Source organism: Microbacterium sp. SLBN-146 (assembly GCF_006715145.1).
Lineage (GTDB): Bacteria > Actinomycetota > Actinomycetes > Actinomycetales > Microbacteriaceae > Microbacterium.
Map to the genome: position 1 here is coordinate 75,104 of NZ_VFMR01000001.1, position 19,179 is coordinate 94,282.

9 protein-coding genes (1 of these 9 running past the window's edge) are annotated in these 19,179 nt (G+C 71.7%); 5 read left to right on the top strand and 4 right to left on the bottom strand.

Going from position 1 to position 19,179, the window contains the following annotated elements; translation table 11 throughout:
- Positions 1-11,438, bottom strand: the 5' portion of a protein-coding gene (locus tag FBY39_RS00235) for a hypothetical protein (RefSeq protein WP_141929689.1). 19,849 nt of this gene lie to the left of the window's left edge; only the first 11,438 of its 31,287 coding nucleotides appear in the window; its start codon is at positions 11,436-11,438; its stop codon lies beyond the left edge, outside the window.
- 313 nt (positions 11,439-11,751) lie between these two features.
- Here FBY39_RS00235 and FBY39_RS00240 point away from each other — a divergent pair, with 313 nt between their 5' ends.
- Both FBY39_RS00240 and FBY39_RS00245 read left to right on the top strand, forming a co-directional pair.
- A complete protein-coding gene (locus tag FBY39_RS00240; RefSeq protein ID WP_141929690.1) occupies positions 11,752-12,405 on the top strand; it encodes a type IV toxin-antitoxin system AbiEi family antitoxin domain-containing protein in 654 nt (217 codons plus the stop codon).
- Positions 12,406-12,464: 59 nt separating this feature from the next.
- Positions 12,465-13,241, top strand: a complete 777-nt coding sequence (locus FBY39_RS00245) for a nucleotidyl transferase AbiEii/AbiGii toxin family protein (RefSeq protein ID WP_141929691.1) — start codon at positions 12,465-12,467, stop codon at positions 13,239-13,241.
- Positions 13,242-13,322: 81 nt separating this feature from the next.
- Here FBY39_RS00245 and sucD read toward each other — a convergent pair whose 3' ends face one another.
- Entirely contained in the window at positions 13,323-14,225 is a 903-nt protein-coding gene (gene sucD / locus FBY39_RS00250; RefSeq protein ID WP_141929692.1) for a succinate--CoA ligase subunit alpha, read from the bottom strand.
- Positions 14,226-14,252: 27 nt separating this feature from the next.
- Positions 14,253-15,416, bottom strand: coding sequence for an ADP-forming succinate--CoA ligase subunit beta (sucC, locus tag FBY39_RS00255; RefSeq protein ID WP_141929693.1), 1,164 nt, complete (start codon positions 15,414-15,416; stop codon positions 14,253-14,255).
- Between the two features lie 164 nt (positions 15,417-15,580).
- On the opposite strand from sucC, the gene FBY39_RS00260 reads away from it, so the two are divergent.
- The 3 genes from FBY39_RS00260 (at position 15,581) to FBY39_RS00270 (ending at position 18,687) form a co-directional block, all read left to right on the top strand.
- Positions 15,581-16,255: a TetR/AcrR family transcriptional regulator gene (locus FBY39_RS00260; RefSeq protein ID WP_141929694.1), complete on the top strand. Its 675-nt coding sequence runs from the start codon at positions 15,581-15,583 to the stop codon at positions 16,253-16,255.
- Positions 16,256-16,345: 90 nt separating this feature from the next.
- Positions 16,346-17,587 (top strand): acyl-CoA dehydrogenase family protein, encoded by a 1,242-nt coding sequence (locus tag FBY39_RS00265; RefSeq protein ID WP_141929695.1) that lies wholly within the window; start codon positions 16,346-16,348, stop codon positions 17,585-17,587.
- A gap of 53 nt (positions 17,588-17,640) precedes the next feature.
- The gene (locus FBY39_RS00270) at positions 17,641-18,687 is read left to right on the top strand and encodes an ATP-dependent DNA ligase (protein WP_141929696.1); all 1,047 of its coding nucleotides are present in this window, start codon (positions 17,641-17,643) and stop codon (positions 18,685-18,687) included.
- A gap of 29 nt (positions 18,688-18,716) precedes the next feature.
- Here FBY39_RS00270 and FBY39_RS00275 read toward each other — a convergent pair whose 3' ends face one another.
- The gene (locus FBY39_RS00275; protein ID WP_141929697.1) at positions 18,717-19,091 is read right to left on the bottom strand and encodes a hypothetical protein; all 375 of its coding nucleotides are present in this window, start codon (positions 19,089-19,091) and stop codon (positions 18,717-18,719) included.
- Between the last annotated feature and the right edge of the window lie 88 nt (positions 19,092-19,179).

Consider the following 19,179-nt stretch of genomic DNA (forward strand, 5'->3'; position numbering starts at 1 on the left):
CCGAGGCTTCCCGTGAGGCTCAGGACTCCCGTGCCGATCCGCGTCAGGGTCGTGACGTTCGAGAGCGTGATCGCGACCGCGGGCGACAGTGCGACGTCGCCGCCGGCGGCGCCCATTCGTGCTTCCGTGACCGCGTCGTCGCGCGCCGTCGCCGTGAGGGTGACGTTGCGCGCGCCCGTGAGCGAGACGCCATCGGCGACGTCGGCCGTCGTGCGGTCGGTGATGAGGTTGAGGGCCACCGACGCGCCGAACCCGAAGTCCCCGGCATCCGTCACACCCGCACCGGCAGGAAGCGCCTTCACAGTGCTCGACACGGCGCTCGTCGCCGTCAGGGTCGCGTCGCCACCGGACAGCTGCACCGTCCCGTCGACACCCGCACGCGTCGTGTGGTTCACGACCGCGAGCGCGAACGACCCCGCGACCGAAACGTCACCGCCCCCGGCGCCCGCGACCGACTGCGCCCCGAACGTCGACGTCTCATCCGCACCATCCGGCGTCACCGTCGCCGACACGACCAGGTTCTGCCCGCGGACCGTCACGGTCGCGGGAACCCACGCGCGATTCACGACGTTCGCGAGCGTGATCGCGACGGCGGCGCCGATCGTGGCATCCGCCCCCTGCGACGCCGACCCGTCGGCCGACGTGGACGCGTCCGTGTTCGCGGAGCTCGCAAACGTCACAGTGCCGCCCGCTGTCACGAGAAGACCCGCCGCCACGATGGTCTCGGCCGTGACGGTCGCGAGCGTCACAGCCACGGCAGCCGCGGCGTTGACGCCGCCCGCCGAGGACTCGGCCGCCGGTGCCGAGCCTCCCGCGGCACCCGCTCCACCGTTCGCCGTCGACGTCGACGACGCGTGCGTGCGCTCCGCGTCGACGGCTTCGTCGACGCCCGTACCGCCCGACCCGCCGCCGCCGGTGTTCTCGGGGGCGCCCGCGGCGGACGCCGACGCCGTCGACGAGGATGCCGAGACGCTGCTCGCATTGAGGGTGACGTCCACGCCCGCCGCGACATCGCGAGCGAGGCGGGCGTGGACGCTGTGACCCGCGATCGTCAGCCCGAGCCCCACACCGATACCCGCGTCGCCGGCCCCCAGGACGGCGGCCGAGGCCAGAGTGGTTGCTCGCGCCTTCTGCGTCGCCGTCGCGGTGAGCGAGCCGGTCAACGACAGCGGGCCGCCCGACCCCAGTCGGACGGTGGTGTCCACGGTGGAGAGCGTCACGGCGACGGCCGGCGAGAGTGCCACGTCGCCGCCTTCCGCTCCCATCCGTGCTTCCGTCGTGGCCGTGCTCTCCGCGGTCGCGGCGAGCACGAGATGACGCGCACCCGCGACGACGGCGCCGTCGGAAACCGAGGCGGTCGTGCGGTCGGTCACGAGGTTGAGGGCGACGGATGCTCCGAAGCCGAAGTCGCCCGCGTCGGTCACGCCCGCCCCCGCGGGAAGTGCCGCGACGGTCGAGTCCGTCGCGCTCGTCGCGCTGACGGTCGCGTCTCCGCCCGAGAGCGTCAGCATCCCGTCGAGGGAGGCGAGCGTCGTCGGCGTCACGACGGCGAGCGCGAACGATCCGGCGACCGAGACGCTGCCGCCTCCCGCACCCGCGACCGATCGGGCGCCGAACGACGAGGTCGTGTTGCCCCCCGCGTCCTGCACCCCCGCAGCAATGGAGGCCGACTGCGCCGCGATCGTGGCACCCGCCGGGACGACCGCGCGGTTGACGACGTCGGCGAGGGTGATCGCGACGGCGGCGCCGATCGTGGCATCCGCCCCCTGCGAAGCCGAACCGTCGGCGGCGGACGCGGCGTCGACGTTCACGAGACTGTCGAGGGCGACTCGGCCCGTGCTCGTGACGGTGATCCCGCTTACGACCCGCGCCTCCGCCCGTGCCGTCGAGAGTGTGATCGCGACGGCCGCGGCGGCGTTGACGCCGCCCTGCGACGACGAGGCACTGGGCGTCGTCGCGGCACCGCTCGTCGCCCCGCCGTTGGCCGCCGCGACCCCGTCGGCGTGCGTGCGTTCGGCGGCGACGGCGTCGTCGACTCCCGAGCCCGAACCGCCACCCGACGTGTTCTCCGGGGCTCCCGCGGCGGATGCTGACGCGGTCGATCCGGCAGCCGAGGTCAGGAACGTCGCGAGGGTCACTTCGCCCGCCGTGACGCTGCGGGCGAGTTCGGTGAGCGCCGTGTGGTTCGCGATCGCGAGCGCCGCGCCGATACCGATCCCCGCATCGCCCGCGCCGAGCGTCGACGACGATGCCGTCGCGGTGGCCGTCGCATCGGTGACGGCGTCGAGGTCGACGGCCCCCGTCACGGCGACGAGCGCGCCGGACCCGATCCGGGCCGTCGAGGAGTCGGTGGAGAGCGTGACCGCGACGGCGGGCGAGAGCGCGACATCGCCGCCGGCCGCGCCCATGCGCGCTTCCGTGCTCGCGCGCGTCCTCGCTGCGGCCTGCAGCGCGAGGGAGCCGGCGCCCGTGACGATCGCACCGTCCGTGATCTCGGCCGTCGTCCCGTTCGTCACGATCGCGAGGGCGACCGACGCACCGAAGCCCAGGTCTCCGGCATCCGTGACACCCGCGCCCGCGGGGAGAGCCGCGACCGTCGTCGCGAGCCGGCTGACGGCCGCGGCGCTCAGCGCACCTCCCGTGAGGGCGACGGTCCCGTCGATCGATGCGCGGGTCTGCGCGCCGACGATGGCGAGAGCGAAGGATCCCGCGACCGAGACGCTCCCGCCGCCCGCACCCGCGACGGAGCGGGCGCTCGTCGTCGACGTCTCGTCGGCGCCGTCGAGGACGAAGGTCGCCGTCGCCGTGAGAGCGCCGGCCGTGACGGTGACGCCGACGGGGACGACGGCACGATTGACGACGTCGGCGAGCGTGATCGCGACCGCGGCGCCGATGGTGGCGTCCGCCCCCTGCGATGCCGATCCGTCGGCACTGGACGCCGCATCGGCGTTGACCCCCGTCGACAGGGTCACGGTTCCCGTCGCGGCGAGGGCGATCCCCGGCGTGAGGAGCGTCTCGGCCCGCACGGTCGAGAGAGTCACGGCGACGGCCGCCGCGGCGTTCACGCCGCCCTGCGACGACTCCGCCGCGGGTGCAGAGCTGCCCGCTCCCGCGCCACCGCTCGCGACCGACGTGTCGGACGCGTGCGCGCGCTCCGTCTCGATCGCCTCGTCGACGCCCGTTCCGGCTCCGCCGCCGGCGCTGTTCTCCGGCGCCCCCGCGGCCGAAGCCGACGCCGTGGAGGACGACGTCGAGATGTTCGTGGCCTGCAGTCCCACCGCGCCGGTCGCGGAGAGGCTCCGCGCGAGCGCCGTTGTCGCCGTGTGCGTCGCGATCGCGAGTGCGAGGGACAGCCCGATCCCCGCGTCGCCGGCGGCGAGGGTCTGCGACGACGACGTCGCGGTCGCCGTCGCCCGCTGAGAAGCGGATGCCGCAAGCGCGCCCGCGAGCGTCGTCTCGGCACCCGATCCGATACGCACCGCCGTCGATACCGTCGAGAGCGTCACCGCGACGGCCGGCGCGAGGGCGACGTCTCCCCCGCGCGCACCCATGCGCGCTTCCGTCGTCGCGGAGCTCTGCGCGTCCGCCGTCACGCCGAGCGATGTCGCGCCCGTGAGGGTCGCCCCATCGCCGAGCTCCGCGGTCGTGGACTCCGTGACGAGCGCGAGGGCGACCGACGCGCCGAACCCGAGGTCGCCGGCATCCGTCACTCCGATACCGGACGGGAGCGCGTTGACCGTCGTGGCCGTCCGCGCGACCGCGACGACCGCGACGGCACCCCCGCCCGCCGTGCCGTCGATGCCCGCGCGGACCGTGTGACCCGTCACGGCGAGGGCGAACGATCCCGCGACCGAGATGCTCCCGCCGCCCGCGCCCGCGACCGACCGCGCCGAGGTCGTCGAAGTGCCGTCTCCGCCCGGGACGATCTGGTCTGCTCGCACGGTCAGGTCCGGGCCCGTGACGACGGCACCGGCCGCGACCGTCGCCGTTGTCGTGACGGTTGCGAGCGTGATCGCGACAGCGGCGCCGATCGTGGCATCCGCCCCCTGCGATGCCGACCCGTCGGCGCTCACGGCGGCATCCGCATCGGCGCGGGCGAGGATCGTGACGGCCCCCGTCGACGTCAGCGTCGCCCCCGAGAGGATCGTCGCGCGGGTCGTCGCCGTCGCGAGGGACACGGCGACCGCCGCCGCGGCGTTGATCCCGCCCTGCGACGACGCTGCGCTCGGCGTCGTCGCGGAGCCGGATTCTTCCGCCCCGTGGGCGGCGGCGGTCGCGTCGGCGTGGTCGCGCTCGGCGGAGAGGGCGTCGTCCACTCCCGAACCGGCGGATCCACCCGTTCCGTTCTCGGGCGCCCCCGACGCCGATGCTTCCGAGGTCGCCGTCGCCGTCGAGAGCGTGCGCGCCTCAAAGGCCGCGCTCTGCGCCGACAGGTTCCGGCCGAGCTCGACGATCGTCGTCGCGTTCGCGATCGTGAGGGCCAGGGCGAGTCCGACGCCCGCGTCGCCCGCGCCGACCACGATCGCACCCGCCGTCGTCGAGGAGGCTGCGCGCTGATCGGCGAGGAGCGTGACGGCGCCCGTCACGACGAGGGGTGTGCCGGCAGAGATCCGTGCGGCGACGTCGGTCGTTACGAGAGCGACGGCTGCTGCGGGAGCGATCGCGACGCCGCCTCCCGCCGCACCCATGCGCGCCTCCGTCGTCACGGCGGAAACCCCGACGGCCGTCAGCGACAGTGCCGTGGCCCCCGTGAGCGACCCCGTCAGCTCGGCCGTCGACGACGCCGTGACGACGGCGAGCGCGAACGACGCGCCGATGCCGAGATCTCCGGCATCTGTCACGCCCTGTCCCGCGGGAAGAGCCGAGACCGCGACGGCCGACGAACCGGATGCCGCGACGACGGCGCTCCCGGAAAGCGTCGCCGTGCCCTCGAGCGCGGCGCGCGTCTCGTGCGTCACGATCGCGATCGCGACCGATCCCGCGACCGAGACGCTGCCCCCGCCCGCACCGGCGACCGATGCGGCCGTCGTCCGCGAGACGCCGTCGTCGGCGTCGGCAAGACCGCGGGCCACGAGTTCGAGGCTGCCGGCGGTGACCGAGACGCCGGTCGGCACGACGGCGCGGGTCGATGCGTCGGCGAGCACGAGCGCGACGGCGGCGCCGATCGTGGCGTCCGCCCCCTGGGACGCGGATCCGTCGGCACGTGCCGTCGCGTCGGCGTCGATCGCGGCGTCGAGGCGCACGGCATCGGTCGCGACGAGCGCGATCCCCGGTTCGAGCACCGTCGCGGCGGTCGCGGTCGAGATCACGAGCGCGACCGCTGCGGCCGCATTGACCCCGCCCTGCGACGTCTCGGCCGACGGGGTCGTCGTCGTCCCCGCACCCGATCCGCCGTTCGCGGAGGAGACCGCGTCGGCGTGTCCGCGTTCGGCGGCGAGCGTGTCGTCGACGCCGGCGCCTCCTGCTCCGCCCGGGTTGGCGGGATCGCCGGAGTCCGCGTCGTTCTCGGGAGCGCCCGATGCCGACGCCGTCGACGTCGCGGTCGTGTCGGAGGTCTCGTGGGCGATGAGGACGACCCCCGCCGCCGTGATGCTGCGGGCCAGCGTCGCCGTCGCGGCGTGCGTCGCGATCGTGAGAGCGACAGCGACACCGATGCCGGCGTCGCCCGCCCCGACGACGATGGCACCCGCCGTCGACGTCGCCGCTGCCGTCTGACGCGCCGCGAGCTGCAGGGTGCCCGTCACAGTGGTGGGTCCGCCTGAGCCGATCGACGCCGTCGTCTGCACGTCGGACAGCGCGATCGCGACGGCGGGGGTGAGGGCGACTCCGCCGCCGCTCGCGCCCATGCGTGCTTCGGCGAGCGTCTCCGCCGTCGTGTCGGCCGTGATCGTGAGATCGGAGACGCCGGTGAGGGATGCTCCCGCCGCGACGGCTGCGCGGACCCCGATCGTCACGAGCGCGAGGGCGACGGACGCGCCGAGACCGAGGTCGCCGGCATCCGTCACCCCCTCGCCCGCGGGAAGTGCCGCGACGGTCGTCGTGACTGACGTCCCCGCCCCGATCGCGACGGTCCCCCCGCTCGCCGCTCCCTCCACGAGAGCAGCGACGTCGATGTTGGTGATCGCGAGGGCGACGCTGCCCGCGACCGAGACCTTCCCGCCGCCGGCGCCCGCCGTCGATCGCGCCTCGATGACCGAGGTCGTGTCGGCGCCGTCGGCGACGGTCGATGCGAGGAGTGTCGTCGCCGGGCTCGTGACGGCGCCCGCGACGACGGCACGGTTCGACACGGTCGCGAGAACGATCGCGACCGCCGCGCCGATCGTCGCGTCGGCGCCCTGCGATGCCGAGCCGTCGGCGACAGCGGCGGCATCCGTGTTCTCGCCCGCCGAGATCGCCACGGCACCGGCCGACGTGAGGACGACGCCCACGTCGAGGGATGCTGCGACCCGTGCGTCGGCGATCGTGACGGCGACGGCGGCGGCGGCGTTGACGTCGCCCTGCGAGGTCGACGCGCTCGGCGTCGCAGCCGCGGACCCCGCGCCCGAGCCACCGGCCGCGGTCGCGACGGTGTCGGCGTGGTCGCGCGTCCCGGCGACCGCGTCGTCGACGCCCGATCCGGCGGCACCTCCGGGGTTGGTCGCGTCGCCCGAGTCGGCCGGGTTCTCCGGCGCACCGCCCGCCGACGCGGCGGCCGTCGCGCTCGAGCGGGAGATGCCCGCCGCGGCCAGCGTCGTCGTCCCCGTCACGGTGGCGCTCCGGCCGAGCGCCACCGTGACGACGTGCGTCGCGATCGTGAGCGCGAGACCGAGGCCGACGGCCGTGCCGTCGGACGTACCGGTCGCCGCACGCGCTTCCGTCGTCGCGACCGCCCGCTGGCCCGCCGTGACCGACAGGGCGCCGCCGACCGTCAGCAGGGCGCCCGTTCCGATCGACGCGCGGGTCGTGACGGTCGAGAGGGTGACGGCGGCGAAGGGCGCGACGGCCGCGTCGCCCCCGCGCGCCGAGCCCTGTGCGACGGCGGTTGCGGCATCCGTCGTCGTCGCGGCGATCGTGACGTCGCCCGCACCCGTGACGACGGCCGCGTCTGCGATGACGGCGGAGACGGTGTGGTCGACGCTCGTCAGCGCGAACGCCGCGCCGATGCCCGTCGTCGGGGTGCCGGCGCCGGCGTCGGAGAGAACGGCCCGTGTCGTGGTCTCGGACGCCGAGGTGGCGGAGACGGAGAGGGTTCCGCCGTCGAGAGCGGCGGTGGCACCGGCGCCGATGCCGGCGGTGGTGCGGAGGACGACGACGGCGATGGCGACGGATCCTGCGACCCCCAGGTCGCCTCCCGAGCCCTGCCCGCCCGTGGCTGTCGTGGTGAAGCGGTGCGACGCGTCGTCGACGCCTGCGGCGTTCTGCGGTGCGATTCCCGCCGTGAGGTGGAGCGCGTCTGCGGTGATGCTGGTCGAGGGGCCGACCTCGGCGCGGACGATGACGTCCGCCAGAGTGATCGCAACGGCCGCGGCGATCGTGGTCCCGCTCGGTGGCCCGCGATCCGACGGCGATCCCGACGCCGTCGATGCCGCCGACAGGTTGCCGAGCGCTTCGAAGCGGACCGTCGGCGCGATGATCGCGATGCCTGCGACCGACACATCCGCCGTCAGCTGGTGCATCGTGAGGGCGAACGCGGCGGTCACGGTGACCTCGCCCTGCGGCGTCGAGGGACTCGGCAGCGGCGTCGATCCGCTGCCGCCCGTTCCGTCGTCGGCCGCGCCCGTCGATGGCGCCACTCCGTCGGCCCATGTCCGGGCATCGCCGGCCTGGGCCGCGGGGGTCTGCGTCGCAGGAGCGTCCTCGCCCGGTGCCCCCGTCGCGGACGCCGTCGCGGTCGTCGCCGACGAGGCCATTCCGACGGCGCGGAGCGTGATCGACTCGGCCGTCAGGTCGCGTACGAGCTCAGACCGGACCACGTGATTCGCGAAGGTGAGGGCGACGACCGCCGCAACGGCCGCGCCACCTTCGGCGCTCACGTTGCCGGTCGCGGTTGTCGTGATGGGCGCGATCTGCGTCGCCGTCGAGACGAAGGCCCCCGCGAGCGTCAGCGGCGATCCTGTTCCGATGCGCGCGAGGGTCGTGACGTTGTGGATCGTGACGGCCAGCACGGCAGAGATCGCGGCATCGGATGCCACGCCACCCCGCGCCTCCGTCACGGCCGGGGCCGTCGTGTGTGCCGTCACGGTCAAATCGGCCGCCTCCGCGAGCGTCGCGCCGTCCGAGATTTCGGCCGTCGCGGAGTCGTTCACGACGTTGAGTGCGACGCTCGCGCCGATGCCCGTCGTCGCGCCTGCCTGCGCGCCCGGAAGAGCGCGAGCGATCGTGTCGTGGTCGCCGCGGGCCGTGAAGGCGAGATCGGCACCCGGCGCGGTCACCGTCGCGCCCGGATCGATCGCGGCGCGTGTGCGGAAGGTCGACGCGTTGATGGCGAGGGCACCCGCGGCTCCGACGCTCGAGGCCCCTCCCGCACCCGAGACCGACTCGGCGCGGTATTCGTTCACCCCGGCGACCGTGCGGGGCGCCGCCGTCGCGGTCGCCGTGACGCCGTCCGCGGTGATGTCGACGTTGCCGATCCGCGCTTCCGTCCGCGTGCTCGCGAGGTTGACCGAGACGCTGACTCCGACGCCTGTCGCCGATCCGCTGACGGCCGAGCCGTCGGCATCCGTCGACGCGGAGCCGGACGACGTCGCCGTCACGGCGGCGCCCGCACCACCGGCGACGATCGCGATGGGGACCGCGCCACCGAGGAGCGCGCCGGTGTCCTGCTGAAGATCGGAGAACGCCAGCGCTCCCGCGACCCCGATCGCTCCGCCGGGCGCCGACGCGTATCCGCCGGGCTGCGCGGCGGTGGCGGTCGCCGTCGCGGGCGACGTGCCGTTGGCCGTCGCGCCGCCGGGGCTCGCCGTCGCGGTCGTCGTGAGCGTGTGCGTCGAGTCGGCGAGGATCGTGAGCGCGCCGCCCGCGGCGATGCCGGCGGGTGCGGTCGTGTCGACGACAGCGGCCGTGCGAGTCGTCGCGCGCGTCGTGGCGACCGCGGCGCCCGCCGTCGCAGCCGTCGCGTCAGCGGTCGTCGTCGCGGTCGTGACGGTCGTCGCGGCGAGGAGGACCGTGCCGCCCGCGGCGATCGTCGAGGCGTCGGTGACCTCGGTGACCGCCGTGTTGTCGATCGTCGCGATCGCGACGGCGGCATCCACGGCTGCGTCGGCACCCGTGCCCGTCGACGACGTCGTGAGCGTCGCCGTCGAGCTGCTCGACAGGGCGACGTCGCCCGACGCCTCGATGCGCGAGGCACCGGTCAACCGCACGGCTGCGGAGGCGGTGCTGTCGCCGAGGGCGAGGCCGAGGGTCGCACCGGGGTCGACCGTGCTCGTCGCCGTCGCCGTGAGCGTGACGCCCGCGCCGCGGAGGATCGCGTCGACGAGGCGGACCTCGGCGGATGCGGGAGTGTCGTCGGTGGACTCGGCGAGGGCGGCCAGCGTGATGTCACCCGACCCCGCGTCGACCGTCGCACCGTCGGCGATGATCGTCGCCGACACGAAGACGAACGTGACGCCGAGGAATTCGAGGATGCCGAGGATCCGGATCGTCGCGCCGACGCCCGTCGAGCGGACCGTGAACGTCGATGTCGGCCGGACCGAGTGCGACTCGAACGAGTTCGCGATGCTCCGCACGAGGATGTGGCCCGGGTTGACGGCATCCGGTGCGACCTCCACCGTGTCGCCGTCGGTCGCGTCGGAGAAGTCGAAGTCTGCCGTCGTGACGGGACCGACCGGCTCGAGGCCGTCGTAGGCGATCGTGCGACCACCGACGACGAGCGTTCCGGACTGCGGCCCCGTGGGGCGCGAGGTGATCGACGGCTGGGTTCCTTCGAAGCGCAGGACGTCGTAGCCGCCGGCTCCTCCATCGACCGAACCGATGAAGCCCGAATCCGCGACGACGACATCGTCGCGGTTGCCGGCCGCACCCTGCAGTGCCGAGAAGCCCGAGAAGCGCTGCGCCCCGACGGTGCCCGCACCCTCGCCCGTCACGCGCCAGGTCGTGTCGTCGGCGGGACCCGCGAGCCGGTGGTTCGCACCGGTGGCGACGAGCTCGCCGACGCCCGCGAACGAGATCGCTCCGACGGATCCGGCTCCGGCACCGTTCGATGACCAGACGACGCCCGTGCCGGAGATCGCGAGCGATCCCGCCGACGAGACCGCGACCGTGAGGCCGAGCGAGGCCGGCAGCGTGATCCGACCTCCCGCCGAAAGCGCGAGGGACGAAACGGATGCCGCGGGCCGACGCTGCTCGACGCCGTCGACGACGGCGACGATGTCCGCACCGTCGATCGAGATCGTGATCGAGCCCGTCGTCGTGAGCGCCCAGACCGCGGGAGTCGCGGGCTGCTCCGCGGCGGGTGCCGTCGGCTCCGCACTCTCGGGCTCGGACGTCGTGGCGCCGGACGTGTCCTGCTCGGACGCAGCCGGGTCGGACGCTCCGGGGTCGGCGGCGGTGGGCTCCGCGGGAACGGGCTCGGCGGGAGCCGGGTCGACGGGGGCAGGCTCGACGGGAGCCGGGTCGGACGTCGCGGGCTCGACGGGAGCGGGGTCGGACGTCGCGGGCTCGGTCGCCGGCTCGGCGTCGGCGGGAGAGGCCTCCGTGGCGTCGAACGGACGGACCGACAGCATCGCGGGAGCGCCCTCGACATCGGCCGGATCGACCGGCGCACTCGGTGCCGGGTCGGGCACGGGCGTCGGGTCGGGGGTGGGCGTCGGGGTCGGAGTGGGCGTCGGGGTCGGCGTCGGCGTCGGAGGCACGGGGGGCGTCGGAGGTGCCGGCGGCGCGGGCGGCGTCGGCAGCCCGGGGATGTTGGGAACCGGCGGAGGCGTCGGCGCTGTGCCGATCGTGCCCGGGTTCACAGTGCCGGGGCCGCACGTGAGGCTCGTGCTGCTGGTGCTCGTCGTCGATGACGTTCCCGTCCCCCCGGTCGCCGGCGTCTGCCCCGACGACACCTGGCGGCAGTTGGGTCCGAACGGGGAGACGGGCGAGGGAGCGGGCACGGGGACGACGATGGTGGGCGGCAGCACGACGATGCGCGTCAGTGCCCGCGGGCGCGGCTGTTCCGCCTCCGTCGGGGGAACGACCTCGATGACGTCGGGCGTGACGACCGGCAGGTCGACGGCAGGTGCGGGAACGTCGAGGACGGCGGACGACCAGGTCGTGAACGGTGCGGCAGGTGTCGGAGCGGGCGCCTCCGAAAGGGCGGCGCTGACGGGAGAACCCCAGGCCAACTGGCCGATCACGAGAGCAGCGGAGAGCGCAGCGACGAGCGGGAGTCGCCACCACGCGGGCGCGACATCCTCGACGCCGCGCGCAGCGCGGCGTGCTCTCCGATCCCCAATGAAGGGGGGTCTCCGACTCATGGGGCCCTTTCTGCCCAATCGTCCTTAAGTGAGATCCCCATCCCCCTGCACACGGCGACGTGACCCTGTGCAGTCCGACTCGAACGGTAGACCCCGGACGACGACCTGCACAAGAGGAGAGTTCGATTCCGTAACAGGAATACATCCGAAAGTCGGAAAGCGCGAAGCACCACGTCACACCTGCGAGCTCCAAGGAGCCTGACCTCCTACGATGGCCCTTCTTCGCCTGACAGGTCAGCAGCAGCTCTCGCGCTTCAGTTACTGAGACTGTCGTGACTGATAGTGTCACGCTAGCCTCAGTAAGGGGGAACGTATGGCAGTGGATCTCAATGCGCTACGCGCGATCGAGCGCGCGCCCCTTCGAACGATCAGGCCACAGGACCTCGGCGCCACCTTCACGCATCCGCGCCGAACGGTCAGCCGCCTCGTCGAGGCCGGAGCGATCGTTCGCCTCGCCAAGGGCGTCTACACCGCACCACCAGATGGCCGAGATGGCAGAGCATGGAGGCCGACTCTTGAAGTTGCGGGGCTTGCTGTGGCCACTGCACGGTTCGGCAACCGGAATGTGGTCCTCATGGGTCTGGGCGCGGCGCGCCACTGGGCGGCGATTCCACGAGCGATCGGGGTCACAACGATTGCAGTACCCGATGCCGGTCGATCGCCCGTCGCCTTGGACCTCGGTGGGACGATTCATATGATCCCTCGCGACATCGAGCGGCTTGATGCCGTTCTGGAACGTACTGAGCTCGGGCCAGCGTTGGTCACTACGCCTGCGCAGACGATGTACGACTTGACAATGAAACCCGCCCAGGGCGGCATGCCCGACGAAGCTACGGGCGCAGTTCGCAACCTGCGCGCCCTCGTTCAAGTAGAAGATCTGCACGCGATCACCATCGAAAACGGGCGTGCGAACGCCGCCCTCCGGGCGATGCTCGCGGAGATGGATCGAGATGCTCGGAATCGCTAACGGCGCGAAGCGCGCACGACGGCGAGACACCCTCGCCGCTCGATCAGAAGTGGAACAACATGCTTGACAACTCCAAATCGACTCCCATCGCCGGCGTGCTCGACGCAAGTGAGCGCCTCAACATCGAGACGAGGTTCGGCGTCGCTGCCGAGCAGGTTGCTCGCGACCACGTCATCTCGCACGCTCTCGCAGCGATAGCCAGCGTCGGCACCGACAGTGTGGTCTTCTTCGGGGGCACGGCACTTTCGCGGACCCTTCTGAGCGACGTAAGACTCTCTGAGGACATCGACCTCATCGCCATGGGTGCGCGGCGCGAAGTGGGCGACCGGATCGAGGCCGCGATCACACGGCGATTCCGCCGCTCGTTCGGGACAGCCGTCTTCACACCGCGTATCCGCGATACCAGGCCTCCGGATCCTGCCGTACTGCACGTGGACGCAACGCGCATCCAGATCCAACTGCTCTCCTCGGCGGCCTATCCAGCGTGGCCCACTGAAGTCGTCACCATCGAACAGCGCTACAGCGATGCCCCGCCTGCAAAGCTGCGGGTTCTGACCACAGCTGGTTTCGTCGCGTCAAAACTCGCGGCGTGGAACGACCGCGAAGCACCTCGTGACCTCTACGACCTATGGGCGCTCGCTCGACTCGGAAAGATCGACGCCGAAGCATCGGAGGTCTTCAGCAGGCACGGTTCGTACACGAGCCTCTCCCAGGTCTCGTTCACGCGTCCACCGTCGGAGGCGGCGTGGGAGGCCGCGCTGAGCCACCAATGCAGACCAGCGGTTGGGCCAGGCGAGGCGGCAAGGATTGTCGAGGAAGCGATATCCCAACTCTGACGTGAGACCGCGCGGGAGACGTGGAGATGACACGAAAGAGGGGCGGATGCCGCAGCATCCGCCCCTCTTCGATCTCTCGTGTTACAGCCCCGCGATGATCTCGCGCATGAGCGAAGCGGTCTCGCTCGGGGTCTTGCCGACCTTGACGCCGGCAGCCTCGAGGGCCTCCTTCTTCGCCTGCGCCGTGCCGGCGGAGCCCGACACGATCGCGCCTGCGTGGCCCATCGTCTTGCCCTCGGGGGCGGTGAAGCCCGCGACGTATCCGACGACCGGCTTCGTGACGTTGGCCTTGATGAAGTCGGCCGCGCGCTCTTCGGCGTCGCCGCCGATCTCACCGATCATGACGATCGCCTTGGTCTCGGGGTCGGCCTCGAACGCCGCGAGCGCGTCGATGTGCGTCGTGCCGATGATGGGGTCGCCGCCGATGCCGATCGCCGTCGAGAAGCCGATCTCACGGAGTTCGTACATCATCTGGTAGGTCAGGGTTCCCGACTTGGAGACGAGTCCGATGGGCCCCTTGCCGGTGATGTTGGCGGGTGTGATGCCGACGAGCGACTCGCCCGGCGTGATGATTCCGGGGCAGTTCGGGCCGATGATGCGGGTCTTCTCACCCTTCGCCTTGGCGTACGCCCAGGCCTCGGCGGTGTCACCGATGGGGACGCCCTCGGTGATGACGACGAGGAGGGGGATCTCGGCGTCGATGGCCTCGACCATCGCGTCCTTCGTGAACGCCGGCGGCACGAAGGCGATCGAGACGTCGGCGCCCGTCGCCGCGATGGCCTCGTTGACCGACGCGAAGACGGGGAGTTCGACGGCGTTGCCGTCCTTGTCGGTGTGGTGCACCGTCGTGCCGGCCTTGCGGGCGTTGACGCCGCCGACGACGTTGGTGCCCGCCTTCAGCATGAGCGCGGTGTGCTTCGTGCCCTCGCCGCCCGTGATGCCCTGGACGATGACCTTGGATTCCTTGTTGAGGAAGATCGACATGTTCTGCAGTCCCTAGTTCTCGAAGTCTCAGGCGTTCGCGAGCTCGGCAGCCTTGTCGGCGCCTTCGTCCATGGTTTCGGCCAGGGTCACGAGGGGGTGGTTCGCGTCGCGGAGGATCGCGCGGCCCTCCTCGACCTTGTTGCCGTCGAGGCGCACGACGAGCGGCTTGGACGCGCTGGAACCGAGCGCCTCGAGCGCTCCGACGATGCCCTTCGCGACCGCGTCGCACGCGGTGATGCCACCGAAGACGTTGACGAAAACGCTCTTGACCTGGGGGTCTCCGAGAATCACGTCGAGGCCTGCCGCCATGACTTCGGCCGATGCGCCGCCGCCGATGTCGAGGAAGTTGGCGGGCTTGACGCCGCCGTGCTTCTCACCGGCGTAGGCCACGACATCGAGCGTCGACATGACGAGTCCTGCACCGTTGCCGATGACGCCCACGGCACCGTCGAGCTTCACGTAATTGAGGTCGTTCGCCTTCGCCTTGGCCTCGAGCGGGTCCGCGGCGTCCTTGTCCTCGAGCTCCGCGTGGGCCGGGTGACGGAACTCGGCGTTCTCGTCGAGCGACACCTTGCCGTCGAGCGCGATGATCTCGCCGTCCTCCGACTCGATGAGGGGGTTGACCTCGACGAGCGTCGCGTCTTCGCCCGTGTACACGGCGTAGAGCTTGACGAAGACGTCGGCGACCTTCTCGGCGAGACCCGGCTCGAAGTGGCCGGCCTTCGCGATCTCGAGCGCCTTCTCGTAGGTGATTCCTTCACCGGGATCGACCTCGATGCGAGCGAGGGCCTCGGGCTTCTCGACGGCGAGCTGCTCGATCTCCATGCCGCCCTCGACGCTCGCGAGCGACAGGTAGGAGCGGTTGGCGCGGTCGAGCAGGACGGAGAAGTAGAACTCGCGGGCGATCTTCGCGCCCGCGGCGATCATGACGCGCTTGACGACGTGACCCTTGATGTCGAGACCGAGGATCGCCTTGGCGGCTTCGTAGGCCTCATCAGGGGTTTTCGCAACCTTGACGCCGCCGGCCTTGCCGCGGCCTCCGACCTTCACCTGCGCCTTGACGACGACGACGCCGCCAAGCTTCTCGGCCGCAGCCTTCGCCTCTTCGGGAGTGTCCGCGATGATGCCCGGCAGTACCGGCACCTCGTACTTCTCGAACAGATCACGTGCCTGGTACTCGTACAAATCCACTGTGCAGTCCTTCGCTGTGGCGAACGGGGTGGCGACCGGAGCCGGGACGCCCCGTGCCGAGATTCTCTCGATGTCAAGAGACCGACCAGTCCCCCAGCCTACTACCGCCTCGACGGAGACTCCGACGGACCCGCGTCCCCCCGTGCGGCTAGGCTCTCTCCGACATGAGCGACACCGCAGCATCAACCACCGCTCGCACGGCCGTCGTCGCCGCCGCGATCGATCTGTTCGCGAGCCAGGGATTCGTCGAGACGTCGGTCGAGCAGATCGCCCGTGCCGCCGGGGTCTCCCGTTCGACCTTCTTCCGGCAGTTCGGCGGCAAGGACGACGTCGTCTTCGCCGATCACGAGCAGCTGCTCGACCAGCTGCGGACCTACCTCTCGGAGTCTCACGACGACCCGTGGGAGGCCGTCTGCGAGGCATCCCTTCGCGTCTTCCTGCATTTCGCCGCCGACCCGCAGCTCGCACGCCGCAGGTACGCCATCGTGCGGGGTGTCGAGTCGCTTAGAGAGCGCGAGATCGTGACGGTCTTCCGCTACGAACGACTCTTCGACGAATACCTCCGCGAAGCTCTGCCGGGTCTCGATCCGCTGGACGCCGTCGGCTTCGCGGCGCTCGTCACGGCCGTCCACAACCACGTACTTCGACAGCTGCTGCGCGGCCCGAAGCGCGTCCCGGCAACGGTTCTGCGTCGCGCGCTCGACGACGCCAAACGCAAGTTCGGCGTCTACGGCGAACAGTCCGATCCGCTCGAAGACGACGTCATGGTCGCCGTCTTCCCCCGACGGATGCCGACGGCCGAGGTCGCGCGGCGACTGCGCGACAAGCTGGAAAGCTGACACCCGGTCTCACAACTGGCGGTACGCGGTTTCGTCGGAGTACTCTGGGCACGCCGCGGATCACCGCGGCGCGGCATCCTGGAGCGCGTCATGAGCACCACCCCCGACACCCCCCACCTGCCCGGCGAGAGCGTCGAGACCTACGACGTGCTCGCGCGTCTGGGCACCGACTACTTCGCCGTCTTCGCCGACATCCCGGCGGCAGACCGAGCGGTCTGGCAGCGTGCGCAGGCGTACGTCGACGAGGTCGGCACGCGCATGCAGGACGCTTGGGACCGGGCGGACTACCCCCTCGACCTCGCCGTGCGCCTCGGCGAGCTCGACCTCCTCAATGACGGCATCGAGCACCCCGCCCTGACCCGCTTCTCGCCGCTCGCGGCGGGCCTCGTCAACATGGAGGTCTCGCGCGGCGACGGGTCGCTCGGGACCGTCGTCGCCGTCCAGGGCGGACTCGCGCTGCGCACCCTCGCGCTCTTCGGAAGCGACGAGCAGCAGGAGCGCTGGCTCGTGCCGATGGCACGTGCCGAGGTGCTCGGGTCGTTCGCTCTCACCGAGCCCGACCACGGCTCCGACTCGGTCTCGCTCGAGACGACGGCGCGTCGCGACGGCGACGAGTGGGTGCTGCGCGGGGCGAAGAAGTGGATCGGGAACGGCGCGTCGGGCGGCATCACATTCGTCTGGGCCCGGGTCGTCGACGAGGAGTCCGAGCACGACGGCAATGTGCGCTGCTTCCTCGTCGAGCAGGACCGTCTCGGCTACACGGGCACCGTCATCACCGGCAAGGTGTCGCTGCGCGGCATCCACCAAGCACACATCGCGCTCGACGACGTGCGCGTTCCCCTCGACGCCGTCCTTCCTGGCACGAAGACCTTCAAGGATGCCTCGACCGTGCTGTACGCGACCCGGTCTGGGGTCGCGTGGTCGGCGCTCGGCCACGCGACCGCCTGCTACGAGGCCGCGCTCACCTACGCGAAGGAGCGCGTGCAGTTCGGCAAGCCGCTCGCGAAGTTCCAGATGGTGCAGGAGCGCCTGACGCACATGCTGGAGGAGCTCACGGCGATGCAGCTCTACTGCCGCTGGATGGCCGACCTCGAAACCGCCGGCACGCTCCGCCCGACCCAGGCATCGCTCGCGAAGTTCCACAACACGCGGGCCGCACGCCGGATCGCGTCGATCGCGCGGGACGTGCTGGGCGGCAACGGCATCCTCCTCGAGAACGGCGTCATGCAGCACCTCGCCGACATCGAGGCCATCCACACGTACGAGGGCACCGAGTCGGTCCAGGCGCTCCTCATCGGACGCGACATCACGGGGATGAGCGCCTTCGTCTGACGCGGGGCGGGTCGGTCTGTCGGACGTCGGAGGCCCGGGGCAGGATGAGTGGCATGCCGTACGACATCCCCGCCCCGATGCTCGCGAAGTCCGTTCCCGCGATCCCCGCGCCGTCCACCGTCGACGGCGGACTGAGCTACGAACCCAAGTGGGACGGCTTCCGCGCGCTCATCTCGTGGGACGGCACCGACGTCGAGATCGGGTCGCGCGGCGCGAAGCCGCTCACCCGCTACTTCCCCGAACTGGTTGAAGCGTTCACCGAGCTCCTCCCCGAGCCGTGCCTCATCGACGGCGAGATCGTCGTGCCGCGCGGCGAGCCGGGTGCGCAGCGCCTCGACTGGGAGTCGCTCTCGCAGCGGATCCACCCCGCGGCATCCCGTGTCGCGATGTTGTCGCAGGAGACTCCCGCGATGTTCATCGCCTTCGATCTGCTCGCCCGCGGCGATCGCGACCTGCAGTCCGAGCCTTTCTCGACGCGCCGGGCCGAGCTCGTCGATCTCCTCGGCGACGTCCCGCATCCCGTGCATGTGACCCGCACGACCGACGATGCGACGGTCGCCCAACGGTGGCTCGCCGAGTTCGAGGGAGCCGGGCTCGACGGCGTCGTCGCCAAGCCGGTCGCCCAGCCGTACGCACCGAACAAGCGCGCGATGTTCAAGATCAAGCACGCCCGCACGGCCGACGTCGTCGCACTCGGCTACCGCCTGCACAAGTCAGGACAGGGAGTCGGGTCCCTGCTCGTCGGCCTGTACAGGGCCGAGGGCCGGCTCGTTTCGGTCGGCGGGGTCGCGGCGTGGAGCAACGCGCGCCGACTCGAACTCATCGACGAACTCGCACCGCTCGTCGAACGCGACGACGAGGGCCGTGCTGTCACGGGCGACGGCGAGAAGTCACGGTTCTCGGCGCCAGACCGCGACTCGTCGTTCGTGCATCTGCGTCCCGAGCGCGTGCTCGAGGTGCGGTACGACCAACTCGAGGGGTGGCGCTTCCGGCACACCGTGCAGTTCGAACGGTGGCGACCCGACCGCGATCCGCGATCGTGCACGTACGAACAGCTCGAGACGGTGTCGGCCTATGACCTGGGTGCTGTCCTCGACTGACCCGGAACCGAGGTGTCAGGAGCCGGTGGTCAGGAGTGCGGCGTGGTGCGGGCAGCCTGAGCGCGGCGTCGCGCGGTGATCGCCGTGCCCGCGCCGATCGCGACGACACCCGCTCCCGCGAGAAGGAAGAGAAGGCTCGCGTCGAAACCCGTCGCGGGAAGCGCGCCGTTGTTGCCACCCGCAGCGGGGTCGTCCGTCGGAGCCGGAGTCGGGGCAGCGGTGCGCGCAGGGATCTCGACGCGGATGACCATCGTGTTCGAGTCGTTCGACTCACCGGGAGCGGTCGATGCCGAGGCGGCAGACACGGGTCCGGCGATGATGGCGGCGCAGACACCAGCGGTGAGCGCCGCGCGTGCGGCGAACGAGGCTCGCGCGCTGGAGCGCGTGAATGACGACGTCGGCATGGTTCTCCCTAGTTCCCGACCCACGCTAGCGCACTCATGAGAGATTTCTCATCCCCCATTCGGTGGACATCACCCGCCGTCTTCGCGG